General features: G+C 58.0%; 22 protein-coding genes. 2 read left to right on the top strand and 20 right to left on the bottom strand.

Features of this window, described 5'->3' with window-relative positions:
* Nucleotides 1-403 precede the first annotated feature (403 nt).
* Nucleotides 404-901: a BCAM0308 family protein gene (locus tag Q7U76_12400; GenBank protein ID MDO8357183.1), complete on the top strand. Its 498-nt coding sequence runs from the start codon at nucleotides 404-406 to the stop codon at nucleotides 899-901.
* 981 nt (nucleotides 902-1,882) lie between these two features.
* Entirely contained in the window at nucleotides 1,883-2,473 is a 591-nt protein-coding gene (locus Q7U76_12395) for a DUF3365 domain-containing protein (protein MDO8357182.1), read from the top strand.
* 218 nt (nucleotides 2,474-2,691) lie between these two features.
* On the opposite strand, the gene Q7U76_12390 is transcribed toward Q7U76_12395, so the two are convergent.
* The 20 genes from Q7U76_12390 to ppdK form a co-directional block, all read right to left on the bottom strand.
* The gene (locus Q7U76_12390; GenBank protein ID MDO8357181.1) at nucleotides 2,692-5,154 is read right to left on the bottom strand and encodes a hypothetical protein; all 2,463 of its coding nucleotides are present in this window, start codon (nucleotides 5,152-5,154) and stop codon (nucleotides 2,692-2,694) included.
* 212 nt (nucleotides 5,155-5,366) lie between these two features.
* Nucleotides 5,367-6,104: a pseudouridine synthase gene (locus tag Q7U76_12385; GenBank protein MDO8357180.1), complete on the bottom strand. Its 738-nt coding sequence runs from the start codon at nucleotides 6,102-6,104 to the stop codon at nucleotides 5,367-5,369.
* Nucleotides 6,105-6,348: 244 nt separating this feature from the next.
* Nucleotides 6,349-6,663, bottom strand: a complete 315-nt coding sequence (gene sugE, locus Q7U76_12380) for a quaternary ammonium compound efflux SMR transporter SugE (protein MDO8357179.1) — start codon at nucleotides 6,661-6,663, stop codon at nucleotides 6,349-6,351.
* A 71-nt stretch (nucleotides 6,664-6,734) separates the two neighbouring features.
* Complete coding sequence (locus Q7U76_12375; GenBank protein MDO8357178.1) at nucleotides 6,735-9,947, bottom strand: CusA/CzcA family heavy metal efflux RND transporter; 3,213 nt, start codon at nucleotides 9,945-9,947, stop codon at nucleotides 6,735-6,737.
* Nucleotides 9,947-11,176 (bottom strand): efflux RND transporter periplasmic adaptor subunit, encoded by a 1,230-nt coding sequence (locus Q7U76_12370; protein MDO8357177.1) that lies wholly within the window; start codon nucleotides 11,174-11,176, stop codon nucleotides 9,947-9,949. The genes Q7U76_12375 and Q7U76_12370 overlap by 1 nt, the downstream gene beginning before the upstream one ends.
* Nucleotides 11,173-12,528 carry a TolC family protein gene (locus tag Q7U76_12365; GenBank protein MDO8357176.1) on the bottom strand — a complete coding sequence of 452 codons (1,356 nt, stop codon included), beginning with the start codon at nucleotides 12,526-12,528 and terminating at the stop codon, nucleotides 11,173-11,175. The genes Q7U76_12370 and Q7U76_12365 overlap by 4 nt, the downstream gene beginning before the upstream one ends.
* A 139-nt stretch (nucleotides 12,529-12,667) precedes the next feature.
* Complete coding sequence (locus tag Q7U76_12360; GenBank protein ID MDO8357175.1) at nucleotides 12,668-13,180, bottom strand: hypothetical protein; 513 nt, start codon at nucleotides 13,178-13,180, stop codon at nucleotides 12,668-12,670.
* Nucleotides 13,173-13,574, bottom strand: coding sequence for a hypothetical protein (locus Q7U76_12355; GenBank protein ID MDO8357174.1), 402 nt, complete (start codon nucleotides 13,572-13,574; stop codon nucleotides 13,173-13,175). Before Q7U76_12355 ends, Q7U76_12360 begins: the two co-directional genes overlap by 8 nt.
* Nucleotides 13,575-14,049: 475 nt before the next feature.
* Nucleotides 14,050-14,439 carry a response regulator gene (locus tag Q7U76_12350; protein MDO8357173.1) on the bottom strand — a complete coding sequence of 130 codons (390 nt, stop codon included), beginning with the start codon at nucleotides 14,437-14,439 and terminating at the stop codon, nucleotides 14,050-14,052.
* A gap of 197 nt (nucleotides 14,440-14,636) precedes the next feature.
* A complete protein-coding gene (locus Q7U76_12345) occupies nucleotides 14,637-15,041 on the bottom strand; it encodes a hypothetical protein (protein ID MDO8357172.1) in 405 nt (134 codons plus the stop codon).
* Between the two features lie 96 nt (nucleotides 15,042-15,137).
* Nucleotides 15,138-15,422: a hypothetical protein gene (locus Q7U76_12340; GenBank protein MDO8357171.1), complete on the bottom strand. Its 285-nt coding sequence runs from the start codon at nucleotides 15,420-15,422 to the stop codon at nucleotides 15,138-15,140.
* Nucleotides 15,423-15,440: 18 nt separating this feature from the next.
* Nucleotides 15,441-15,872, bottom strand: coding sequence for a response regulator (locus Q7U76_12335; protein MDO8357170.1), 432 nt, complete (start codon nucleotides 15,870-15,872; stop codon nucleotides 15,441-15,443).
* A 263-nt stretch (nucleotides 15,873-16,135) separates the two neighbouring features.
* Entirely contained in the window at nucleotides 16,136-16,780 is a 645-nt protein-coding gene (locus Q7U76_12330) for a response regulator transcription factor (GenBank protein MDO8357169.1), read from the bottom strand.
* The gene (locus Q7U76_12325) at nucleotides 16,777-17,901 is read right to left on the bottom strand and encodes a sensor histidine kinase (GenBank protein ID MDO8357168.1); all 1,125 of its coding nucleotides are present in this window, start codon (nucleotides 17,899-17,901) and stop codon (nucleotides 16,777-16,779) included. The genes Q7U76_12330 and Q7U76_12325 overlap by 4 nt, the downstream gene beginning before the upstream one ends.
* A gap of 203 nt (nucleotides 17,902-18,104) precedes the next feature.
* A complete protein-coding gene (locus Q7U76_12320; protein MDO8357167.1) occupies nucleotides 18,105-18,761 on the bottom strand; it encodes a riboflavin synthase in 657 nt (218 codons plus the stop codon).
* Nucleotides 18,762-19,026: 265 nt separating this feature from the next.
* A complete protein-coding gene (locus tag Q7U76_12315; GenBank protein ID MDO8357166.1) occupies nucleotides 19,027-20,196 on the bottom strand; it encodes an MFS transporter in 1,170 nt (389 codons plus the stop codon).
* Complete coding sequence (locus Q7U76_12310; GenBank protein MDO8357165.1) at nucleotides 20,193-20,978, bottom strand: hypothetical protein; 786 nt, start codon at nucleotides 20,976-20,978, stop codon at nucleotides 20,193-20,195. Before Q7U76_12310 ends, Q7U76_12315 begins: the two co-directional genes overlap by 4 nt.
* A gap of 14 nt (nucleotides 20,979-20,992) precedes the next feature.
* Nucleotides 20,993-22,282 (bottom strand): hypothetical protein, encoded by a 1,290-nt coding sequence (locus tag Q7U76_12305; protein ID MDO8357164.1) that lies wholly within the window; start codon nucleotides 22,280-22,282, stop codon nucleotides 20,993-20,995.
* Entirely contained in the window at nucleotides 22,279-23,397 is a 1,119-nt protein-coding gene (gene ribD, locus Q7U76_12300) for a bifunctional diaminohydroxyphosphoribosylaminopyrimidine deaminase/5-amino-6-(5-phosphoribosylamino)uracil reductase RibD (GenBank protein ID MDO8357163.1), read from the bottom strand. The genes Q7U76_12305 and ribD overlap by 4 nt, the downstream gene beginning before the upstream one ends.
* Complete coding sequence (gene ppdK / locus Q7U76_12295; protein ID MDO8357162.1) at nucleotides 23,394-26,237, bottom strand: pyruvate, phosphate dikinase; 2,844 nt, start codon at nucleotides 26,235-26,237, stop codon at nucleotides 23,394-23,396. The genes ribD and ppdK overlap by 4 nt, the downstream gene beginning before the upstream one ends.
* Nucleotides 26,238-26,242 lie beyond the last annotated feature (5 nt).

Raw genomic sequence — 26,242 nt, 5'->3', positions numbered from 1 at the left:
AGCTAGCCCTTCCGCCGCCTTCCGTCACGAACAGGTCGACACCCATGAAGCGTATCTCGCTGGGGATAAGAGCGTATGGCGAATGGCTTATAGCTGGCTGCAAAGATGCCCACTCTCCATTCCAGACCATACGCTATTGGCTATACGCCATATGCTCTCTTCTTCGGACGAGATACGAGCGATGAGTTAGGACTGTCGGAGCGCCTTCCTCACGTCCGCGATCTGGATCTCTCGTCCATCCATGGTTTCGGCAGAATTGATTCCCCTCTGCATCCTTCTGCAGTGGTATTTTACGTGCCGATTTGGCATCCTGTTGGAGCGGTGCGGAAAGGCCGCACGGGGGGACTTCCCTCCCTGACGGAATGATCAGAGATCTCTCACATAAGGGAATAAAGGAGCTGTTATGTCGACGTCACATCTTCCCCAAGACAGCAAAGATCGATCGGTTCGAGCCCGGATGCACGATCCATACAAGGCGAAGGGCAAACTCCAGGAGCCGTCGGTGTGTCGTGAGTGCAAAGCGGTCTACCACAAAGGGCGGTGGACATGGGACCCTGCCCCAGCGAAGAGTCACGAGCTCCTGTGCCCTGCCTGTGAACGGATACAGGACGGCGCGCCAAGCGGAGTGCTGCTGCTCACCGGTGAGTTTGTCGCCTCGCATCGGGACCAGGTTCTCGGGCTCGCCCGCAATGAAGAGACCCGTGTCAAAGCCGAACATCCTCTGGCTCGCATCATCACGATCCAGGACCAAACCGAAGCACCAGTCGGGGTGATCATCACCACAACCGACCCCCATCTCGCGCGGCGCATCGGCGAAGCGTTCCATCACGCACATCACGGCACATTCACCTGTCGTTACGAAGAAAGCGAAGACCTGCTCCGGGCGAACTGGGAGAGCTAAGCTGAGGGACAAGAGCCAGGAGTCTCGTCTGCCGATCGAATGCGGCAGGCGAGACTCCCTCGGCGTGAGTTCGGGGCTCGACAGCCTTTCCTTCAAACGAGTCCTCCTCCCGAGACCTCTGCTCCTCTCGCCCGGCACGGTGCTGCTTACTTGAACGACTCCCCACTTTCCCCCAAGGACAGCAGTGGTTGGTGTCAACTTAATCGTCCCAGCATGAACATCAGTTTTCCATTACCTTCGATCTCGCCCTTACAGCACTCTCAACAGCGCTCCGGACTGTACTTAATGAGAGCATGATCTCATGCTCTGTGATCCTGAAAGATACATGGCTGAATCACTTTAGGTACTCATTCAGCATGGCTCCTAAATGCTTCCCCTCATTTGCCTAGTCAATTGCTGGAAAATCTCCATTGGTACATCTGGCATAAAACTCGCTCTATATGTAGGCCAGAAGGCAGCGATGAACAACAAGGTGGCGCGTGGTCGTGTCGAGGGGGTTGAATAACAACATACAGGTGATTCAATGGCACGCCTGCGGCTATCGGGATGAGGAGTATCTCCGGTTCAAGACTCTGACCGTCTCCTCGCCTTGAACATGAGTAGAAATCACTCACAGGAATCTGTGGTGAATCAGCGAGTTGGACAGCTTTCAGACCGGAGAGTATGATGATTCATCATATGATCCGGTGGGCACGCTGCATCATACTGACAGGGAGAACCGGGCTATGGCTTCGGTATTTTCCTACTACGTGGCCTCCTTCCACTCCTCCAGCGATCCTAGCGACCAGCTGACTCAGTCACCTCGTGCAGGTCACGGCTTCCGCTCCCCTCACCCTATTCACGACTCCAGCTTGGCGGACAAACTAATCCGCCTACTCATCGCTACGATTGTGCAACCTTCTATCCGCAACGCACCGCACCCCTTCATGGAACCGCGGCGCATGACGCCGACTGGTCCATGAAGAAACCAAGGAGGGTACCATGACATTCTCCAGCAAGTTCCTACGGGGAGCTCTCATCCTGGTGTTCGGATTAGGCTGCGGCGCAGTCGGGCCGAGCCATGCAGCGTCGGAAGGGACCGCTGTCAGTCTGCCCGTCGAACTGGTGGCGGACTATGTGCACGCCGTGATTGAAGCGGACCGTGAGGTCTACACCAAGCACGTCGTGGAACGGATGCAGACCAAAGGCGTGGTCGTGGCCTCGGAGAACTGGGAGCAGAAGAATACGCTGCCGCTCCCGGCTCAATTCCTGATGGAGTCGGGCCGCGTCATGGCCAGAAAAGGCGTCGGCATCCAATATCGATTGATCAGCCTCTGGCCGATCAACAAGAAGAATGCCGCCGCCAGTGAGTTCGAGAAGACAGGCCTGGGCACGGTCCTCACTCATCCGGCTAAACCCCATACCGGTTTTGTGAAGGAAGGAGGAGCCCGTTATTTCCAGGCCGTCTATCCGGATCTTGCGGTAACCCAGGCTTGCATCGGCTGCCATAATGCCCATCCGGACAGCCCCAAACGGGACTTCAAGATCAATGATGTCATGGGAGCAATTGTGATCAGTATTCCTGTGAAATAAATCGAAAGACTGTGGGTGTGACTATCGAGTCGATGACCGAACAATCTTGCGGTTCGATCCAGCCGACCGCAAGATTGTTCAGCGGCCCGCCATCCCACCCATCTGCCTGCATCCTGCTGACCTGCAAGCCACCACGGCTGCTTCAAAACAAAAGAAAGGGGCCGCACGTTTGACGATCAAACGTGCGGCCCTTCTTCATGATTCGCTATTGCGCGCAATCAGGGCCGCATGACAACGGCTGGGAGGCTTCCGCTGCCGCTTCTGCCGAGGCCACCGTTGGTGCCAACACCCCAGGAATAGACCTCTCCACCAGGGCCGATGGCCAGTGAATGCATGTCACCGACCGAAACCTGAGTGAAGCCTGTTCCTGTGCCCACGCGTCCAGGCCTGGTGACGGCGACGCCGCCGCTGAAGTCGTTCCAACCCCAGGCCCATAGTTGTCCGTTCACAATAGCAGCCGCGCTCACCTGGCCGGCACTATACGCTGTCACAGGAAATGCGGGAAGCCCGAGTACCGGCGCCATCGTCGTTCTGCTGGTCATCGTACCGTCGCCGAGCTGCCCTTCCGCGTTGCGACCGACGCTATTCAAGGTACCGGTTTCGTCAACCGCGATCGCAAAATCACGACCAATCTCAAGGGGGACAAAGCCTGACCAGCCCCCAAGTACTGGGCCGGTTGCACCTCCCACAAAGGAGACCGAGGGGCCAGCCCCCAAACGATTGCTGCCGTTAGCGCCCCACACATACCCGTCACCTCGACCGGTCGTAATAGCGACCGCACCACCGACATTAGCGGCGTCAGGCACCGTCATAACGCTCGCGGTCTGCCCTGCCGTCTGCCCCACCGGCCAACCTGACGGGAGTTTCGCGATGGCCCCGTTGAACGGGAATCCAGTAGCGTTATCGCCGCCAAAGTTCTGGCCGCTAAACAGACCGACGATCCACGGGCCGAAGCTAATGGAACGGTTGCCGGGAGAGCAGCCTGTCTCGCGGGCCATGAGCAACATGTTTGAACCGGCTGCGATCGAGCAGACCTCATCCATATCCAGGCCTACACCCTGCTGCACCTTGACAGGCGTCGTACGTGTCGTGGTCGTGCGGTCGCCCAATTGACCGACATCGTTGCGGCCCCAGGCTGAGACCGTGCCGTCGGTGTGCAGCGCGTAGAACGCTCCAGATTCACTGGACAAAGCGACAGTCCTCACACCCGTCAACCCCTGCACCCGCACGGGCGTCGTGGCCCATGGAGCCGCGCTCTTGTAGCCGCCAGTCGTGGGATCAACGAGGTAGCCCCAGGCCCAGACGGTACCGTCGGTCGCCACGGCCAGCGAATTCCAGAAACCAGCCGCAATCGCCGTCGCAGCCAACGGCACTGGACCGCTGACGGGGCTGCAGCTCACCGCCACATTCGTGACGTTGCCGTTGGCCGTGTTAATGCCACTCAGCACGGTACAGTTCAGGCCAGTTGGTTGGGGGAGCCTTACAGTCACGGCGTAAGATGTGCCTGCCGCGACGGCTGTGTTGAAGGTAAAGGAAGAAGCGTTCGCAGGCACAATCAAATCATCGACGCCATTGTTCTGTAGCACCAGTCCAGAACTAGTCAGGCCGCTGACCGTGCCACCGATGGTGAACGTCGCGCTAGGTGCAGGCATGGGCCCGATGATCGTGACAAGATCGCCTCCTGTATGCACGGGATGACCTGGACGTTGGCAGGAAAACGTAAAGCCAAACGCGTTGGTCGCATCGCCGAGGTGCGAGGATATGTCGACCGTCGTGCTGCCCACGCCGCGGAAAGTGGGGCCGCCGCCGTGGCTCATAGTTCCGATAGGCGGGATTACCTGTTCCTGGATAAGCGTGACTGGTTGGTCGAACACGGTCGTGACTCTGCCAGGTGTATTCAACGGAACAGCCGGATTCCAGCGTATCAATCTCACGTTTCCGGACAGTCCGCCGCCGCCGACGGCGCTGCAATCGGGCGCGGCGCGATAGTGCAAGGTCACACTGACCGTACCACCGGGAGGATTCACGCGCCAGGACCCTGCACTTCCACTTCCAAAATTAAGCCAGCCTGGAGCGATCTGAGTAATGGCTGCGCTCGGCGTAGCCGTGACCCTCGCTCCGCCAGACGGGTAAGAACAGGGATACGGGTCACCCGCCTGAGGAGCACAAGCCAACCCCGCCATGCCGAAGGAGAAACTGTTCCGCTGCCACTCGGCGAAGCCGTTGACCAGAGTGGCGTTATTCACCTGCCAATCCGCACCGAGGCTGGCCATGAAGACTTCTAGCCCGACTCCGTTTGCCGGCACCGGTATGCGGATCGTCACTGGTACGTTGAAGACCAAATCGTGCGGCGTGAACTCATAGACCGGGCCGGCTGGGGCGTTGCCCTCTTGCAGGGGCGCCGGCGCGCCGACTGGAGGGTTACGCACAATGCCGATGGTGGTCGGCTGGCTCAATGCACCGGCTGGCACCACGACTTGTACGCCATCGGGCCCTGTGAGCGTGCAGCCTGCCGGACCAATCGTACTCGATAGACATGCAACGGAAGAGGTGGCAGGAGCAGGAGTAGCCGTGTCGCTGCCACTACAGCCTACGACCATCCCTAACATCACGACGAGGGCGGCGGCTCTCATCCCCATCGCTCTGTGAACGTTGCCCTTGCCTGAAGTCGTCGAGGCCATAGTGCTTCTCCTACGAAAAAAGGTGACTCAAAAATGCTGGAACAGGAGTAGTCCGCGTAGATTCAGTGCGGAGGTGTCTAGCGTATTGGTCTGAGATGAACGACAGCGGGCTGTCGACGGCACAATCCTACGTGTACAAGTGCCCTGGGCTGGCAATCTACGTTGATGCGAAGAATAATTCCACTCTACAGAAGAGGGGGTCGGAAGGCAGGTTACAGCTTGAGCAATTTTCTTGCGTCCGCGATTGGGATCTCGCGCCAAGCGCCCGGTGGGAGTTCCTCTAATTTGAACGGCCCATATTGAATGCGCCTAAGTCTGGTTACTTCATGCCCCAAGGCCAAGAACAGCCGTCTGATTTCACGATTCTTCCCCTGGACCAGGACCACTTCCAGATGGGATTCGCGTCCGGAGCTCTTCTGAATCTTCACGGTATGACACTGGAGGCGCTCGCCCTCCTCGACTACTCCGGCTACGGCCTCTGTCGCTTGGGCCTCAGTGAACTCTCCCCGCACGGAGACCAAATAAGTCCTCATCACTTTATGACCAGGATCGGTGAGATAACTCGATACAGTCGAATCGTTGGTGAGCAGCAGTAACCCACTGGTCGCCTGATCGAGTCTCCCGACCGCATGCAGATAGCCCAAGTCTGCCGGCAATAGATCGAAGATGGTCTGACGATCTTTTTCGTCGCTATGTGTGGTGATGACCCCTTTGGGTTTATGAAAGAGAATCAATCGCTTGGCCGAATCTTGAATCGGCTTGTCATCGACCGCGATGGCATCTTTCGGCCACAGGACCCACGTAGCCGGGTCCTGCACAACTCGACCATTGATGCGCACTCGTCCTGCACGGACCCATTCCTGACTCATACTCCGGGACGCCACACCAAGCTTCGAGAGCAATCGATCCACCGTAAACCGTTTAGACGATAAAGAAGACTTTTGTGCCATTCTGAACCCTATCCATTTTGAAAAGTGATCGCTGAAAGCCGACGACTTCGGATTATAGCAGTCCGCGACAGAGAAGATCGCCCTTGTCGAATGTTATGGGATAACAGGACACGCATTCGCAGGCTGCTCAAAATGTTCGTTCAGCAAGGCCGCAGGCGAATCGAAACCGGAGGCGTACCCTCAGTGGTACGTTGAGGATTTCGATGAGCTGAGAACGAAGCTGACGGACATTTTCAGCAGCCTGCTATGAACTGGCTTTGAGACCGAGGATTCCCAGAATAATTAAGGCAAGTGAGGCCAACCGTGGAAGAGCCGTCGACTCGGCAAATAAGAGAATCCCCAATGTGGCAGTCCCGACGGCTCCGATCCCGGTCCATACGGCATAGCCGGTCCCGACCGGAATGGTTCGTAACCCCAGCGCCAGAAAATAGAAGCTGCCAACCATAGCCAACAGCGTCCAGGCACTGGGCCATGGACGTGAGAATCCCTCCGTATATTTCAATCCGATCGCCCAGCCTATTTCCAGCAGTCCCGCCACACACAAATAGAACCAACCCATCTCACCCCACTCTCTTCAGATCGTTCGCCTCGCGGCTCTTTCTACAAGATCGATATCCCAGCATTTTCGAACTACGAATGCAACGAGACCGGTTCTACTCCGTCCGCGTGACCATTGCCGGTTGCGGAAACGCTCGGAGACACCGCAGCCTCGTCGACATCGGACTCCGTTGCAGGGACCGGAGCCGCGACCCGTCCCTCCATCCACCGATACAGCACCGGCAACACAATCAATGTCAGTAACGTGGAACTGACGAGTCCTCCGATGACGACAATCGCCAAAGGCCGTTGCACCTCAGAACCGATGCCACGGGCAAATGCGAGTGGCAGCAAGCCCAGCAGCGCAACCAATGCCGTCATGAGGACTGGGCGCAGCCTGAGCAGACAACCGACCACCACGGCCTCGTCCAGACTGCGGCCCTCGTCACGCAACGTGTTCATATACGAGACCAACACAATGCCGTTCAGGACGGCCACACCGAAGAGGTTGATGAAGCCGATGGAGGCAGGCACGCTAAGATACTCCCCCGTCAGCCACAGCGCCACGACCCCACCCACCAAGGCGAAAGGCAGATTCAGGATGATCAGTGTGGCCTGACGGAGCGAATCGAACGACGAGTACAGCAATAGAAAGATGAGCCCGATGGTCATGGGCACAATGATCTTGAGCCTGGACATCGCCCGTTCCATGTTTTCGAACGACCCTCCCCACGTGATCGTGTAGCCGGACGGAAGCGCCACCTGTGCGGTAATTTTCTCCTGAGCCTCGGACACCAGGCTGCCGATGTCACGCCCCAGCGTGTTGAACCCGATAGACACGTAGCGCTGTAGCCGTTCGCGGCTGATCCGTCCAGGCCCCTCCTCCACCCGAACCGTCCCCAGATCGCCAAGGGGAACCAGCCTGCCGGATGCGTCAGTCAGGAGAATATTGCCGATGGTCTCGGCACTGTTCCGGTACTGTTCCGGAAAACGGACGAACAGATCGAACCGTTGCTGGCCTTCATACACACGGGTGGCGGCGCTCCCGCCGATCGCCGTCGTGATGATCTCCCGCACATCGGCGACGTTGATGCCGTGCCGGGCGATCTTGCCGCGGTCGATATCGATCGTCAGGTAGGGCTGCCCGAACACTTGCTCGACCTTGATGTCCCGCACCCCGCGCACGGTCGCCAGCACGCCGGCGATGTCGTTCGCTTTGAGCCGCAACAGCTCCAGATCGTCACCGAATAACTTGACCGTCGCTTCCGTCCGCACCCCTGAAATCAACTCATCGACCCGCTGCTGAATGGGCTGACTGATCAGGAAGGTGGCGCCGGGGACCCGCGTCAACCGTTCACGGAACTTCTGCATCAGTTCCGGCATCGTGCGGGCAGTCGTCCATTGATCGAGCGGGCGAAGCCGTACGACGGGATCGCTTTCGTTGGCCTCTTGCGGGTCGTTCCCCAATTCGGTTCTGCCGATCTTGGACAGCACCATTTCGACTTCCGGGAATTCCAGCATCGCGCGTTGCATGTCTTTTTCGATCTCGATGGAGGCCTGCAGCGACACGCTGGGAAGCCGGATAGTTTGGGGAGCGACGGAGCCCTCATTCAAGGTCGGAATGAACTCACTTCCCAAAAATGGCACGAGGACTAGGCTGGACAGGAGCAATCCGACTGCCAGGCTGAGCACAATCTTCCCATTCCCGAGCGCCCAGCGAAGTGACGGTGCATAGAGACGCTTGACCCAGCGGACGATCCAGGGATCTTCTTCGCTTCCCCGCTTCAACATCAGGGAGCAGAGGACCGGCGACAGCGTCAGCGACAGGACCAGCGACACCAGGAGCGCGATCATAATCGTGTAGGCCAACGGCTTGAACATCTTGCCTTCCATCCCCTGGAGGGACAGCACCGGCAGGAACACGATGATGATGATCAAGATGCCGAACACGACCGGCTGCGCGACCTCTTTCGCGGCCGCCAGGATCACCTCGCTGTGCTTCCTGACGTTGCCATGCTGCAGCGAGAGGTGCCGATAGACATTTTCGACCACCACCACGGATCCGTCTACGATCATGCCGATCGCAATGGTCAATCCGCCCAGCGACATGAGGTTGGCCGTCAGCCCGACCTGGCCCATCACGATGAACGTGGCCAGAGGGGCCAGAACCAGGGTACCGACGACAATCAGCGCGCTCCGGACGTTGCCCAGAAAGAGAAAGAGGACGATGACAACCAGCACCACCCCCTCCGCGAGCGCCTTATAGACAGTGCTCAAGGCCGCATTGATCAGTTCGATCCGATCGTAGAACGGCACGATCTTCAGTCCATCGGGAAGCAACTGCTTGGCATGAATGTCCTCGATGCGAGCCTTGATGCTTTCGACCACGTCGCGGGCATTGCCCCCCCGCAACATCAGGACGATACCGCTCACCACCTCCCGCTCCCCGTTCAGCACTGTGGCGCCATGCCGGACGGCATGGTCGACCCGTACCTGGGCCACATCGCCGACAAAGACCGGCGTCCCTGCGACGGCTTTCACGACGATGCGTTCGATATCTTGAATGGTGCGGATGAGTCCGACCCCCCGCACGATGTATTTCTCAGCATGTTTTTCCAGGATATCGCCGCCGGCATTGGCATTGTTGTTGGCGATGGCTTCAAACACGTCGTGGAGGGTGAGGTTGTATTTGCGCAACATTGCCGGCTCGATCAGGACCTGGTACTGCTTGCTATAGCCGCCCATCGAATTGACGTCGATGACCTCCGGCGTGCTCTTCAACAGCGGTCGAATGACCCAATCCTGAATCGTGCGCTGATCGATCAATGCCCGTTCATTCGCGGCAGGGTCCTGCGCGGGACGTGAAGGTGCCTCCAGATAATATTGGAAGACCTCCCCGAGTCCCGTGCTGTTCGGCACCAACATCGGCTCCGCCCCAGGGGGGAGCAGTTCCTTCACTTCAATCAGCCGTTCGAGCACCAGTTGGCGCGCGAGGTTGATATCCATTGAATCGTCGAAGACGATCGTCACGAGAGACAGGCCGACCTTGGTCAGCGATCGCAGCTCCGTCAAAGAGGGCACACCGGTCAGCTGTAGTTCGATCGGATAGGTCACCAGCCGTTCGACTTCTGCCGGCGACAGTCCGGGCGCCTTGGTGACCACCTGCACCAGTACGCTGGTGACGTCGGGAAAGGCATCGATGGGAATGGTTCGAAAGGCGTAGAGCCCTCCTGCCGCGATCATGATCGAAAAGATCACGATAAGCATGCGCTGGCGGAGGGACAGTTCGAGGAGTCGCGCGACCATCAGACTTGCTTCTTCAATAATTCAGATTTCAAGAGGAAGGCGCCGTGCGTCACGATCGGATCTCCTTCGCTCAGGCCGCCGAGTATGGTCGTGGCAATCCCGTTGGATTCACCGATCTGGACATCACGGGCTTCATAGGTATCCGCATCCCGTTGCACAAAAACAAATGTCCGACCCTGATCCTGCTGCAATGCGGCATCCGGCACCACGAGCTGGTCAGGCTGGGGCTCGGACGAGAGGCGGATTGTCGCGAACATTTCCGGTTTGAGCCGCCCGTCAGGGTTCGGCAACTCAAGCCGGACTTGCATCGTGCGAGTGGCAGGGTCCAGCACATCGCCCACATAAGTAATGGTGCCCGTCATCACCTCTTTCGGATACGCATTGATCCGAACCTCCACCTGTCGGCCTCCGGAAGCATGGCTGGCGTGAACGAACGCAATATCCCGTTCCGGAATGTTGGCCAGCACCCAGACCTCCGACAGGTCGGCGATGACAAAGAGCTTCTCGGTCGTCTCGACGACTTCACCTCTCGTCATGTTGCGCCCGATGATGCGGCCGGCGAAGGGTGCGACGATCGGCACATGGGATTGAATGTTCCGGCTGCGGCCAAGACGGAGAAATTGATCGTCGTCCATCCCCAGCAGTTTCAAGCGGTCTCGCGACTCATGCTCTTCCGCTTGCATGCTGAGCAATTCCGCCTGTCGACGTTGCGCTTCGGCTTCACCGATCACCTGTTCTTTCAGGAGAAATTTCGCCCGCGCATACGCCTGCTCTGCGAGGTGGAGCCGAGCCCGCGCCTTGAGATACGCAGATTGGGCAAGGCCTAAGTCGCTGCTATAGAGAATCGCCAGCAGGGCGTTCGCTTCAACCTGTTGGCCAAGATCCGCGTAGACATCGACGACGCGGCCCCGGACCAGGGTGGTAATATCAGCCATCGCGCGCTGATTCGGCTGGACGAGAGCAGGAAACTCCCGGTGGGTCCTGAACTCGCTCCGAACCACCGGGGCAACTGCCACCCCGACACGCAAGGATTCTTTCGCCGACAGACGGACGAGTCCTTCGACAGGGGCAGCCTGCTGCGGCGCAACCGCAGACGTGGGCGGCGCACCATCACAACCGAATACTGCCGCTGCCGCGCCGAGGAGCAGACCGAGAGCCGAGCCCGTGAAACCTCGTGCCGAACTCTCTCTCCACGCCTGACTCAGTGCGGCACAGACGGTATCGCTCATAGCGTCCCTCCGACCGCTCGTTCGAGCCGAGCCAGCGACACTGACAAGTCATACCGAGCCTGCACGTAGTCCATCTGAATCTGTCGCTGCACACGTTGCGCGTCGAAGACCTCCAACAGGCTGGACGCCCCCTGCTGAAAACTGAACTGCGCGAGCCGCAGAGCCTCCTGAGCTTGTTTCAACAAACCTTTGTCGAACACCTCGATCAATTCAGCCGTAGTCCTGGCGTCTTGATAATGTTGATGCACCGCTCGCACAAGCTCGTTGCGGGCCCGCAGCAGTTCAGCCTCCTCACGTCGCTTGGTGCCCAACGCCGAGGCGATCTCCCCCTGGCGGCGATACCAGGTCGGGATCGGAACCGAGAGTCCTCCCTGCCACGCTTCACGGCCGATTTCCCGCCAGTAACTGCCGTTCACCGTGACGTTCGGCACCCGGGATTGCCGCTCGAACTCGAGCTTCCACTCTGATTGTTCAACCGATTGAAGCAGGCGTTGAATGGTGGGATGCTGGTCCAGCATACGTGTCATTAAGGGATCGACGTGAATGCCTTTCGGGATACCGACGAACTCACCGTTCACCGAATAGGAGAGTCCCAGGACGCCGCCGGTGTAGGTATCTACGACGACGCGACTGATCCGGACTGAATTGTCCGCCCGCGCCAGCTGCTGCCGCGCCTTGAGGACTTCAACTTCGGCCTTGATCGCTTCAAACTGAGGCGCTTCCCCTGATTTGACCCGTGCTTTGACGATTCTGGCCACCCCGTCGACGATGTCGAGGTTCTGCCTGGCCAAGCCGGCATCCTGTTGAGCCAGCAGGAGATCGTAGAAGGCCACTTTGACCTGGGCGATAAGATTCAAGCGGGTTTCCGTAAGACCGGAATTCGCCGTGGCCACTCCGGCATCTGCCGCCCGCTGCCGTGCGGCACGCATCCCCGGCCATTCCAAGGGCTGCCCGATCGTGGCGTTATATTCGGTCAACGATTCCCGTGCGAGCGATTCACGGATTTGAGCCCGTCCCGCATCTCTGATCTCTCCCACTCCGGTATTTCCAGTTACCGTCGGATTGGGATAGGATCCCGCAAGGGTTTGTTGGCCACGCTGCTGATCGATAAACCCTTGCGCGCCTGCCATCGTCGGATTGTGTTCCAACGCCAGCTGGACAATCCCCTCTAACGTGTAGATCTCCGAAGCATTTCCGGCTGCATGAGTCGTTGAACAGACGAGAACCATCGTGCCTGTCGCTGCGAGAGCGATCATCGAGAAGAACCCCGTCGATGCGGTCCTGCTTCTTGCGACGAAAAACCCACGAGCATGTTCTTTCGAGAAACGCGACCATTGAGTTATTCTGTTCATCGTGCGATACCTTTTGTCCGCCATACATTTGCTGTCAGCCTGCGAGAGATCGTCCACTGTGCATCCCGCAAGCGCATAACGCTTCGTACAAGCCGCTATCCGGCATGCAGAATTGGTTTAAGGATACGCTCTTTTTTTATTATTTTCGACCGGTCGAGAGGTTAGATACCTCGATTCTCGCTGTGGGAGTCATGCGTCCGCGGGGATCGGCAGGATTCAACCAGACGTTGTACTGAACAATCCCGGGTCTGGAAAAGCATAAGCTCACGTAGCCCATCGGTGGAATCGTCGCCGTATCGTCCACCATGCCGAGCCGCGTGAATCCCTTCCCGCATGAAACGAGATCCAGATGGTGATGACTGAGAAGCCCGACTTTGACGGGATCGGTCCGCAGATTTTGCCAGCGCACCTCATCCCCGGTAGTAACATACAAGTCTTGCGGGCTGACGTGCTCCCGGATTTGAATGTCGTGTGTCCGAACAGGCTGAGTGGCCGGCTGGTTCGCACAACCGGGTATCAATGCCAGGCAGACCAAGACGGCCGTGAGACCGTTCCGCTGCGCGTCTTTTCGGTCTCCAGATCGAAACTGGTGGATCCTGGAGACGAACCGTCGGAGCATTGACAGGATGCGCTGCTGGACTTCTTCAGACATTGATCAATCCTCTTGCCGTGACGCTCAATTCTTTCTCGACCGCCTTAACGAGTTCTCCAAGCTCGAAAGGTTTCCAGAACGTCCTGGCCACCCCGGAGGGCTTGTCTTCGAACAGCCCGTTGATGGGTCGACTCCCGCCGCCAATCGCGATGACTTTCATTTTCGGATGCTCGCGCATCGCTGTCAGAACGGCGTCGGGTTCTCCCTCTTTGGACTTGGAGAGATCCACGATCATGAGGGAAGGGAATTTCTCATGTGCCGCACAGGACGCCTGAACGACTTGTGCTTCGTGGACCTCGTATCCTGCTTCTTCCATGGCCAGCCGTACAATCATCCGCAGATCCGGATCGTTCGCGACGACAAGAATGCCCTGTTTCTGCTGCGCTTCACTCATGAATCTGCCCTCACGATATACGAATGCAGAGACACGCATCGCCTTCGCGTATCCCCGTCGAGTCGATCTTCGACTGTGGCCGGTTAAATCATGTGCGAGGGACACGAAGAGGTTGGATCGAACCCACCGCGCCCCGTGCTGGACGCATTCCTCGTTGTGTCATCGGCCCTACGCCCCCATGAGCCTGCACATCCCTATTGGTCTCAATGAGGGGATCGATCACGTTTCCGCAATTCACACAGAGCCACCCGTCATACTCCCACGTATGCTCGTGGCAGAAATGCATCGGAATGATGAATCCGCGGCAGCGTTCACATCTCATATGCCACTCGCGATATCCCTGAATATCTTTAGCCTGGAACCTGCACTCTCCGGGCCTCAATTATCGAGCGGAGCGGGTCGGTTCGACAGACCAGAAGGACCGATCTAACTTACGCGAACGTCGTGGATGTGATCGTCTGGACTTTTCAAGTGATCAGGTCGAACTGACAATGTTAGGAAATATGCGTCGGCATTTCCTCGCGAACAGTTCAGCATCGAACGGCCTCACGAGATACTCTTTGGCTCCAAGATTCACCGCGTCGCGGAGACGCTTGATCTCGCTCGATAGCGCAGTCACAATCACCGGAATCTCCGAATGACGGTCCCGCATTTCCTGCAAAATCGCCATCCCTCCAAGCAACGGCATATCGAGCTCCAGTATGAGTCCGTCGAAGGGAGCCCGCGCCTTTTCCTGCGCGATTCGAACAAGACCGGAAAACCCACTGTCTTCACTCGCCACAGAGAACCCAAGCCCGAGCAGATGCTCACAGACCATGTCCCTCGCTTCATCGTCATGATCGATGACCAGAATACGTCGGCGCATGGACGTCTGCCCAGTGGCATGACCCCTTTCCGCTGATAACGATTCTTTCCGAACAAGAGCGGCAATTCTCATACGCGCTGGTCTCTCCCGTTCACTATCGATTCGCGTTTTCTCAAGAGGAGCCATGACGTATCACCTTGTTGCAACGCCACCCCGTCCCAGCCGACATAACCGGAACTCACCCTAACTATCAGAGCCTATCGGGAAACCTCCTGAAAATTCGTTGAGCACGCCCCATTCACTCGATCTTCAATGAGAATCATAATCTGTTGTTCGGCTCGCTCACTGCGACCCGGCACTCGCATCCCGCGCAAGTTAAATGCTCCCTGTGTCGTTCTGACGGTCTTTCGGGCCTCGTCCTCATCAGGATGGAACCATGATCCCCTGGTGTTGCGTTCCCGGATTTGTGTCCCCAACTTGATAATTTCGAGGCGAAGGTCATGTGTATGTGGCACGACCGAATCCATACTCCCCGCTCGGTCCATGTAATGGCGTGCCCGATCATTCGCATAGTGCAGTTGCAATGACTCTCCCAGCATGACAATACCGACGTCGGTGTGATGAGCTTGACCGTCCAGCGCTGGTCCTGATCCTGCACCCATTGTCGCCTCACACGTTGAAATAGCTTGCCTCACGCCGTCACGGACTCAACGTATGGCCGCCACACAACGTCTCCTGGACGCTGCCATTGTCGCGTCTTACATGACGGGCGGGATAAGCGCGTCCCAGACTCCCGATCCCTGCCCAGGATGTCCATAGGTCATGAGCTGACGATAAAAGACCTCGCATTCATCGCAGTAGGTATCGGATACAAAGACCTCAGGCAACCCAATACGGTAACGGTGCAGGAGCCCGGACGATTCATCCCATTCCGGAGCGGCAAGCTCAGTTGATTCAGCCGACCGCATCCTGTGGCAGAGCAAGCAACGAACCGCGTGAAAATCAGGCTCGGTTGCTTGTGTGAGACCTTCATCGGGCTTCATATGGCAACACTCCGCTCTTCAGAAATTGAATACGTTCGTACCGGTCATGCCATGCCCTACAAGTTCTTCAGATACTGGTCGTGCGAGGGCATTTCTGATGATCTCATTAAAGGTGGTTCGCAAATCCCCCACCTGCCCCTTTGACACAAAGGCATAGGCTCCCGCAGCAAAGGCGCGCGCAACATGGTCCGAGTCGTCATGACCGCTCATGAGAATGACTTTCGTGTGCGGAAGCAGCTCCCGCAATTGACTGGCTGCCTCCAATCCATTGACGCCAGGCATATCGATGTCTGAAATCACGATGTCCGGCCTGAGTTCGGCCGCAGCGGTGAGGAGGGTTCTCCCATCGGGGACCGTCCCCACAATCCGATCTTCGTCCGACAAAAGGCAGGCCAGCATCTGCAGCACATGTGGATTGTCATCCGCCAGAAGAAGCCGCATCTTTTCCATGATCTGCCCTCCGCTAATTGAGAATGTTCCTGTGAACACTTTCTTTTGTATATTAAAGCGGAGGAAGGAGGACGCACACTAGGCTTATCCCTAGGGACGCAGGCCAATCTCCCTAGGAAAATCGGCCACGGTCTTCAGCAAGCTTCTGCTGCATGCATGGCTCCACTTGCAGTCCCGCAGCATGGCGCTCGGGTGCTCGATAAACCGTGATACCCAATCGGGGCTGCGGAGCCGGCTCGTACGGGCAGGAAGCGTGCAAAAGCTTAGTCCGATGCGGTGAGGCCGTGAAGGAGCGCGTATTTTGTCAGCTCCGCTGTCGTATGAAGATCGAGTTGGGTCATGATCTGCGACTTGTGAAACTCGACGGTCTTCGGTGAGATATTGAGGGTCGTCGCAATCTCCTTGACCGTCATCCCTTCCGCCACGAGTTGCAAGACTTCTCGTTGACGCGCCGTCAGTGGTTCGTCCTTCAACACCGCAGGCCTGCCGCCGGTGATGACCGACTTCACCAGACCTTTTGCGACCAATGGGGTGACATAACACTGACCACCCATCGCCGATTCAATGGCTTGGAGTAATTCTGAGCCGGCAGATCGTTTCAGTAGATAGCCGGAAGCACCGGCCTTGAACGCTTCATTCACATAGGCCGAGTCGGCATGCATGGTGACGAAGATCAGCTTGATGCGAGGAAGTATTTTCTTCAGCTTCCTGGCGGCGTCGATCCCATTGAGCTGCGGCATCGAGATGTCGAGCGTCACGATATCCGGCTGGAGTTCTTCGGCCATTCGAAGCAGGGTACGGCCATCCTCCGCGACGCCCACAATCTCGCACCGATCCTCCAACAGCTTCCTGAATCCATCCAATACCAGGGTATGGTCATCCGCCAAGAGCACCCGGGGCCTGCTCATGCCTCTTCCTCCAGCACCGGCACCGCCACCAATACCGTCGTGCCTTTTCCCACGGCAGAAACAATCTGCAGGGTCCCCTGAACCAGGGCGACTCGCTCTTTCATGCTCAGCAACCCCAATCCATGCTCTCCGTACTGGAACGGTTCAGCGTCAAATCCCACCCCGTCATCCGTGATCGTCACCGTGAGCTCGAAACGCGACCGCACCAGCTCCACATCGACTCGCGAAGCTTGCGCGTGGCGAGCCACGTTATTGAGACTTTCTTGAACTACGCGATAGAGACAGGTGGCGATCTCCTGGGGAACCACATCTGGAATGTTCTTGTGACAAAAGCTCCCTCGGACATTGCTTCGAGCCGAAAAATCGTCCACCAAACGCTGCAACGCGATCGGAATGCCAAGGTCATCAAGAATAGACGGATGGAACTGATAGGCGAGATGACGCACATCCTCCGACAACTCCACGACCCGATCCTGTATCGCTCGGACGGCTCGTCCCACATGAACGGGTGAAGCCATAAGCTGACGTTCCACCGCTTCGATTTCCATGACGAGAAGCGCGAGCCGTTGGTTGATATCATCGTGGAGCTCGCGCGAGATACGGCGACGCTCTTCCTCCTGCACCCGTAGCAGCCGAGAGGCCAACTTCTGCAGTTCTTGCCGGCTGGATTCGAGCGACTGCTCGGTCTGCATCCGTTCAGCCACTTCCGCCACCAATGATTCGTTGACCGAAGCCAGTTCTTGCGTTCGAGCCTGCACCCGCCTATCCAAGGCTTCGTTAAGTCGTTGTAACTCCTCTGCATGCTTGTGGCGTTGGAAGGAGTACCAGACCGGCATCCAAATCACGACGCCGCTGAGCAGGTGATTGACCACCGGGATCCAGAGAGGAATGTCATACAGGTGAGGACTCTGTATGCCCCCGATAGCCGTCAATATGGTCACCACGACGGCAACGGAAACAGGAAACCACCGCACCGGAGAAAACAAAGCGAGAAGGACCGGCACGATGTAGAGCACATGGGTGGCCAGAGTCAGCGGCGTGTGGAGATCCAAAACAAAGAGCACGACCGTCAATGTTGCGACACCGGCAGCAATGAATCCTTGTCGAGCCCCTCTGTTCATCGCTAGCTCCCGTGGATTATCTTTCGGCAACGGTATCAATTCAAGCTCAACAGGTACGGAAAACCAATGTGCCCGGCTTGCCCCACGATAAGCCGTATGATCGAACGGCTCGGCGAGTGAAGCATGTAACCACGTTTGAAGAGGGTATGTCGATGTGAGCCTTGCGTCACGCCACGGATCGAGCCGAGGACTCAGGTCGAGCGTCAGAGAAGTCCGCGCTTCTGGAGATAGTCTTTGTCGATAACGGGGGTTGGCTTGGCCGGAAGCTGCGCCCTTTCCTGTAATAATCGTTCGACGTATTTCCCGATCAAGTCCGATTCGAGGTTGACCTGATCGCCGACTTGCTTGAGGCCCAGGGTCGTGACCTTCGCCGTGTGTGGAATAATCGCGACGGAGAAGCCACGCTCGGTTACCTGGTTGATCGTCAGGCTGATGCCGTCTACTGTGACGGACCCCTTCAGGATGCAGTGACGAAGAATCTCAGATGGAGCTTCGATCGTGAACAAGATGGCGTTCCCATCTTGTTGGCGGCTGCGAACCGTGCCGATGCCGTCCACATGACCGGCTACGAGATGCCCGCCAAGCCGTTCATTCAGCTTCATCGCCCGTTCCAGATTCAGCGGCGCGCCGGCAGTGAGCTGCCCGAGCGTCGTAACAGACAGCGTTTCGGGAGAGACCTCCACGGAAAAATTGTACTCGCTCTTGTTCACCACGGTCAGGCAGGTGCCGTTCACGCTGATGCTGTCCCCGATCTTGAGGTCGCCCAGGACTATTGAGGCCAGAACCGTCATCCTCGTTCCGACGAGAGTCTTCTCGACCGAGATGATGGCACCCAATTCTTCGACGATACCTGTAAACATTACTCGTCCCTCATGATCCGTTTCACCACATAGACAAACAAGAAGATCAGCACCAGCAAACCGATGCCGGCCAGGGTGCCAATCACGATGTTCTCTGACGCGATCTCTTTCATCATTTTGTCATTATATAGAACTAGTCCACATTATTCATGACGGTTCGTTGCCAAATCGTATAGAAACCGGGCGAGGGGCACATGGCACGAGGCGAGACCTTATTTCTGATCGCCCCTGGCCTCTCGCCCCGCGCCTCTTGCCAGAACAACGTCTACGTTCGTCTCATCGTCATCCAGAACAACGCTGCCGCAACCAGTTGTAGGCCGGCTATGATGGCGAAGGCGTTGGCATAGTTCAGGTGTGCAATCAACACGCCTGCCAATAGCGGCCCACTGGCATGGCCGATGTCTCCAATTGTTCCTTGCATGCCCATCCCTGCCCCCAGCGTCTTGAACTCGGAACTATCGGCGACCAACGCGGACGAGGAAGACGAGACGACGGCTTCGCCGAATCCAAAGCCCGCCGAGAGCAGCAAGAGCAGCCAAAACATCGACACCTGAGGGATACAGACAAAGGTTATCGCGCAGATCACGAGGCCGATCACGATGAGCGGCTGACGTCCAACACGATCGGATACCCGACCCATGATCGGCTTCGACACAAGCGACGTGAGGGCCTGGACCGTAAACAGCAGTCCAACTTCTCCAGGATTCAATCCTACCGAGATCCCATAGAGCGGGAGGAAGGCCATCAAGGCCCCGTTCGCAATCATCTTGGCTGCGTCGGTCGAACTGGTAATGAGGACCTTGCGATTCTTGGCGATGACCCGAAAGCCCTTCCACATCTCCGCCAGCAGCGGAGCCATCCCCTTTTCTTGAATGCGCGGAGGAGGCGGCGTGAGGTGCAGGCTATAGAAGATGACAATGGCGAAGCAGCCGAAGAGGCCGGCCGTCACAAAGGCAGCGGGGAATCCCGACGCGTAGATCAGATAGCCGCCAATGAACGGACCGAGCAGGGCACCGGATTGCGTCGAGGCCGTATAGGTGCCGAGCGCCGCGCCACGCCGTTCTCGATAGAGATCGGCCACAGTCGCCAGCGCACTGGGTGCGAAGATCGCAGTGGCGAGCCCATGAAAGAAGCGCAAGGCGGTCAGCCAATCGAGATCTGTGACCCAGGGATAGAGAAACGGCGGAAGCCCGAACGCGACCACGCCGATCTGCAAGAGAAACCGCCGACCATAGATGTCGGAGAGGGCGCCGGACGGCAACTTGAGGAACACCCCGGTCAATGTGGAGACCGACACGATAAGCCCGATCCGTTCAGGACTGGCCCCGAGCGATTCTGCAAACAGGGCCAACACCGGCATCCGGACCATGTTATAGCTGATAAAGCAAAACACGCCGACGGTGCAGAGCAGGGCGAAACTGCGTGTCGTTGTCATGGTGCAGCCGTCCCTGAATGGATCGAGCCGTTGCCATGCGACAAGCGCTCCAGCGCATGCTGTAAGAAGGCCACCTCGTCGTCCGACAACGATGGCGGGTCGATCGCCTCGAACAGGACTCGATCTGGATGTTGCCGCATTTCCTGTCCTAGCCGGTTGACGATATTGACTCCTTGGGTGAGCTTCCGTGTCACGGTGTTTCCGACCAATGGACGAATGAGCGACACCAGCCCTGCCAGCAGACGGCTGTCCAATTTCGTGTAGGCCACCAGCGTCGTTTCAACCGCGTCCTTTCCCTGTCCATCTTTCATCGGATTCATTCTCACAAACACGACCGCCTTCCCTTTGACCGGCGGCAAGAGCGTACCCTCGTAAGACCCGTCCAGGAAGTAAATCCGATTGGTACGATCCTGATAGACAAGTTCGACGGTTCCGGACGCCCCCTCTCCATCATCCCCCCAGAAACGAGCTGCGCCACGCTCCTCTGCCTTGTAGGGACCCAACTCAAGCCGATTGATCAACGCGGCGGCCATCGGCGGACGGTCCAGCAGATAGAGATAGACCTGTTCGGGAAGCGGGATGACAACCGGCCCAACCTTGCTGGCCGTCGTATATCCGTCGACAATCGCCTGCAGGGAACAGGCCCATCGTGGCTCAACCTTCGACACTGGAAACGTGAGACCCGCATGGTACGGCGCCAGCACACAGGACTCGGCCTGTACCGGGACGATCCAGAGCCCGACGGCTCCCCCCAGCAATATCGCCCACAATCTTCCTTGCATCGCCCCCAGGAACGTCATGGAGTCTGCTGCAAGACCTGAATGGATAGCTGAGCGGGAAACAGCTGGCGAGCGTCCTGACGGAGACGCGCTTGACGCAACAGGGTCTCGACGGTCGTGACCACCTTCCCCTCGAACGAGACCTGCTTGTTCGTGACGATCGTCACAGGCTTGGAGAGGTCGACCAGCTGGTCGTTCAGGAACAGCGTATACCGCCGCACCAGGCCCGTTTCAACCTCAATCCGGTTCGGTGCTGTGACGGACGCATCCAGCCTGGCATAACGTTTTGTTCTGGTCAGCTCGTCTCGCTTGGAGACCAGGTCTTCCGAGAATGCGGCAATCGCGTCCGTGGTATCGATACGAACCCAGCCGAACGATTGAAAATGGCTTGCCTCACGCACGACCGTCACCGTCGTTGGAACTGGATTTCGGCGCTGCGCGTTGAACCAGGTCACCAGGTCTGGCAATTCCTCCCTGGGGAAGTAATGCCCGCCAGCCGTGGGATGCTCGCGATCATGCTCCCGATACACAAAGGGATAGCCCAACCTCGTCAACTCTTTCGTAATGGTGCGGCTGAGTTCAACCGGCATCACCTGATCCTTGGCCCCATGAATGATATAGAGCGGCGTGGAGCGCAGGTTGGCCAAAAACGGCATCAGCACATTGTCGAGGCCGCTGGCCATTGGCGCAATGCCGGCGAACAGGGGCGCATCGTGCATACCGATCACCCAGGCGCCGATTCCGCCGTTGGACATGCCGGTGAGAAACACTCTGTCAGGATCGATGTGATAGCGCCGTTGCACGGAGCGAATCGTCGCCAGCACCAGCTCCTCCGCACCTCTCGTAAACCAGGCACCCATGGGAGCGGTTGGACAGGCTAAGACGTAGTCCTCCCCCAATCGGGCCTGCCATCGTTCCAGATAGGCCTCACCGGTAAATCCTGCGCCATGCAGGCAGACCACCAGTCCATAACCCTTCGCCGGCTGATAGGTCAGAGGAACGGAAAGCGCCAGGTGGTGGGCATGGCCCCGCACCTCGATTCGCTCGTCTGGCATCGTTCCAGTCGGCTGTGGCACATAGTCCCGCTCGGTTTGGATGATCCGTATGATCTGGTCGATCGTGGCATTCGGATCGGACAGTATGGTCTGTAGAATGCGCGCAGCCTCGTCCGTATCCCCGCTGTCGAGGTACTGGAAAACCTGCGTCTTGAGATCGACTGAGGGGGAAGCAGCAACCGCATGCATTCCATGAACGATGCACGAAGCCAGAATCATGGCCAGGACCGCACAGAGGAGCCTGCGCGTCACAGATCTCCTTCCACAACCAGATCTTCCCCGATGCGGCGAACCGTGACGTGGCGTAAGGGCAATGCTTGGGCCAAGCGCTTCGGACTCCGTCCCCCGATCACCGCCTTCGCATCCTGCCCTCCCATAAGAGTGGGAGCAAGATAGAACCGGATGCGATTGACGAGTTTCTCTCGTAACGCTGTGGCATTGACGGTACTGCCTCCCTCGATGAGCACCGACGTGATCCCACGCTTACCCAGCATCGTCATAAGCGCCGGGAACGAGACCTGTCCGTTCTTTAGCGGAAGGGAGACCACCTCCACCCCTACCAGTTCGAGTCTACGCCGGCGTGATTCTGAGGCACGACTCGTCGCCACGATCAAGGTCTTCGCCTGCTCCTGATTGGCACAGACCCTTGCCTTCGTCGGCGTCCTGACTGTGCTATCGAGCACGACGCGTAACGGTTGCCGCGGTGCCAGCCTCAGTGGGCGATCGAAGCGTCGAGCTGTGAGAGTGGGATTATCCTTGAGCACAGTGCCGACCCCGACGATCACCGCATCCACCTGACTCCGGAGTCGATGCGCGTCTTGCCGCGCAAGTGGACCAGTAATCCATTGAGACTCGCCCATCGCCGTGGCCACCTTTCCGTCCAATGTCATCCCGGCTTTCAGGATGACGAAGGGACGGCCGGTCTTTACCCAATGGAGATAGGCGCGATTCATCTGCGCGGCTTCTTCTCGTGCAACACCAGTCGTCACCGTCATCCCGGCACGGCGCAACGCCGCAACGCCGCGACCCTTCACCGGAGGGTTCGGATCGGTCATCGCCACCACCACCGCTCGCACACCGGACTTGATGACTGTCGGTACGCAGGGTGGAGTTCTCTTGAGAAGGTGGCAACAGGGTTCGAGCGTGACGTAGAGCGTCGCGCCCTTGGCACGGGGCCCTGCTTGATTGAGCGCAAGAATTTCTGCGTGGGGTTGCCCTGGCCCATGGTGATAACCGCGGCCGACGATGCGGCCGTTCTTGACCACGAGGGCGCCGACCATGGGATTCGGACTGGTCTGACCCAGGCCCTTCGCCGCGAGGCGAAGCGCCTGGGTCATGAAGTGGAGATGCGTCGTGGTGGCAGTCACCGCTTCTTGCGTGTGACGCGCGGTCGGCTGCGAGGCTGCGGAGCCGACTTCGCCTTCGTGGGTTTCGCAGTCTTCTTCGTCGTCTTTTTCGCCTTCGTACGCGGCACCGACCGCTTGCGCGGAGAAGGGGCAGCGCTCGCGCCAGCTTCGGCTAAGGCCGCATGGGCTGCCGCAAGCCGCGCAATGGCGACGCGATAGGGCGAACAACTCACGTAATCCAACCCAAGTTGATGGCAGAACTCCACCGAACTGGGATCGCCGCCATGTTCACCGCAAATGCCGAGTTTGATCCCTGGACGGCTCTTCCGTCCGCCGGCGATGGCCTGCTTCATCAAGGCCCCCACCCCTTCTCGATCGAGCACCGCGAAGGGATCCGCGTCCAGAATGTTGTTGGTTTGATAAAAATCGATGAACTTCGCGGCATCGTCGCGGGAGAACCCGAACGTGGTTTGCGTGAGGTCGTTCGTCCCGAATGAAAAGAACTCCGCCTCGGTCGCGATACGATCCGCCGTGACGGCAGCCCGCGGCAGCTCGATCATCGTACCGACCAGATACGTGAGCTTGACGTTGTACCGCTTCATCGTCTCTTGCGCGACTTCACGGATCAAGTCTTTCTGTGCCTTCATTTCCGAGACCATGCCCACCAACGGAATCATGATCTCCGGGACAATCTTCTTTCCTTCTTTGGCCAGCTCACAGGCGGCTTCCATGATGGCTCGCGCCTGCATGCGGGTAATCTCCGGCATCGTAATCCCGAGGCGGCAGCCGCGGAGCCCGAGCATCGGATTGAACTCGTGGAGTTCCTCGACGCGGGCCAGCAACCGGCGTTTTTCTTCAAGCCTGGCTCCGTCGCGCCCGGTCAATTCCAACTGCGCAATCTCCACCATCAAGTCTTCACGCTTCGGCAGAAATTCGTGCAACGGCGGATCGAGGAGACGAATGGTCACCGGGAAGCCCGCCATCTCGCGATAGAGCCCGATGAAATCCTGTTTTTGCAGCGGGAGGAGCTGATCGAGAAACTTTTCCCGCTCCTCCTTAGTCCGTGCCAGAATCATCTTCTGCATGATCGGGATGCGATCCTCGGCGAAGAACATATGTTCTGTCCGACAGAGGCCAATGCCTTCCGCACCGAAACCCCGCGCGATTTTCGCCTGATCCGGCACATCGGCATTCGCACGGACGCGAAGTTTTCTGACGCTGTCGGCCCATGACAGAATCAACGCAAACCGCTGGTACTTGTCCGACTGCTTCGGGTCCAACTTGCCCTGAATCACTTGAATGATTTCAGATTCGACGACGGGTAAGTCCCCCTCATACACATTGCCGGTCGAACCATTGATCGAAAGATAATCCCCCTCGCGAAACACCTTGGCGCCGATACGAACGGACTGGGCATCCAGCACTTCCACTGCATCGCAGCCGGCGACACAGACCTTGCCCATTTGCCGGGCGACTACCGCCGCGTGAGAGGTCATCCCGCCTCGTGCCGTCAAAAACCCGGCGGCAGCGTTCATCCCGTGAATATCGTCCGGGCTCGTTTCCTGGCGAACCAATACTACACGGGTGCCAGCCGCTTTCATCGTCACGGCCTTATCGGGAGTCAGGGCGATTTTCCCGGCTGCCGCGCCAGGACCGGCAGGGAGTCCCTTCCCCAGCGGATTGGATTTCGACTCTTCTTTCGTATCGAAAATCGGATAGAGATATTGCGCCAATTGCTCCGGCCCGACCCGCTGCACGGCTTCCTGCTTCGAGATGAGGCCTTCTCTCACCATATCGACTGCAATTTTTACAGCGGAAATGCCGGTCCGTTTGCCGACCCTGGTCTGGAGCATGTAGAGCTTGCCCTCTTGGATCGTAAACTCCAAATCGAGCATATCCCGATAATGTTTCTCGAGTTTCTTGTAAGTGTGCTCCAGTTCCTTGTAGGCCTCCGGCACATTCTTCGCGAGCGCATTCACTGGAAGCGGAGTCCTGATGCCTGCCACGACATCCTCGCCCTGAGCATTCATCAAGCATTCGCCGAAAAAGTTTTTATCGCCGGATGCCGGATCACGCGTGAACGCAACACCGGTACCACTCGTCTCTCCCATGTTGCCGAATACCATCGCCACCACATTGATCGCCGTGCCCCAGGAATCGGGAATCCCATAGAGTCGCCGATAGGTGACGGACCGCGCACCGAACCAGGACGAGAAGACGGCGTTGACCGCCAAACGAAGCTGCTCAAGCGGCTCGTCGGGGAACTCTTTCTTCGTCTCTTCTTTGATAAGCGCCTTGAAGCTGGCGACCAATTCCCGAAGGTGCCTCGCATCGAGATGAGTCTCGTGCGCCACGCCCACATCCGCCTTCTTCTGCTTCAGGATCGCTTCGAAATGTTCGCGCTGCACGCCCATGACGATGCTGCCGTACATGGACACAAAGCGCCGATAGCTGTCCTGGGCAAACCGTTCGTTGCGTGTTTTTGCAGCCAACCCCTCGACCGTCTTGGTGGTCAGACCGACATTCAGCACCGTATCCATCATGCCCGGCATCGACGCCCTGGCGCCGGACCGGACCGAGACCAGCAGCGGCCGCTCAGGATCGCCGAACCCCATACCCATCGACCGTTCGACCCGCTTCAACGATTTCAGCGCGGCGTCCCACATACCGGGCGGATACTGTTTCCCGTTCTTATAATATTCCACGCAAGCCTCGGTGGAAATCGTGAAGCCCGGCGGAACGGAGATGCCGAGATTCGTCATCTCGGCAAGGCCGGCGCCCTTCCCGCCGAGGAGCTCTTTCATGTTGGAAGTCCCTTCGGCTTTGCCGTCACCGAAGTAGTACACGTATTTCTTTGCCACGCTGC

Source organism: Nitrospirota bacterium, assembly GCA_030645475.1.
Lineage (GTDB): Bacteria > Nitrospirota > Nitrospiria > Nitrospirales > Nitrospiraceae > Palsa-1315.
The sequence above is the reverse complement of the archived record's forward strand: the minus strand, read 5'-3'. Positions and strand labels throughout refer to the sequence as shown.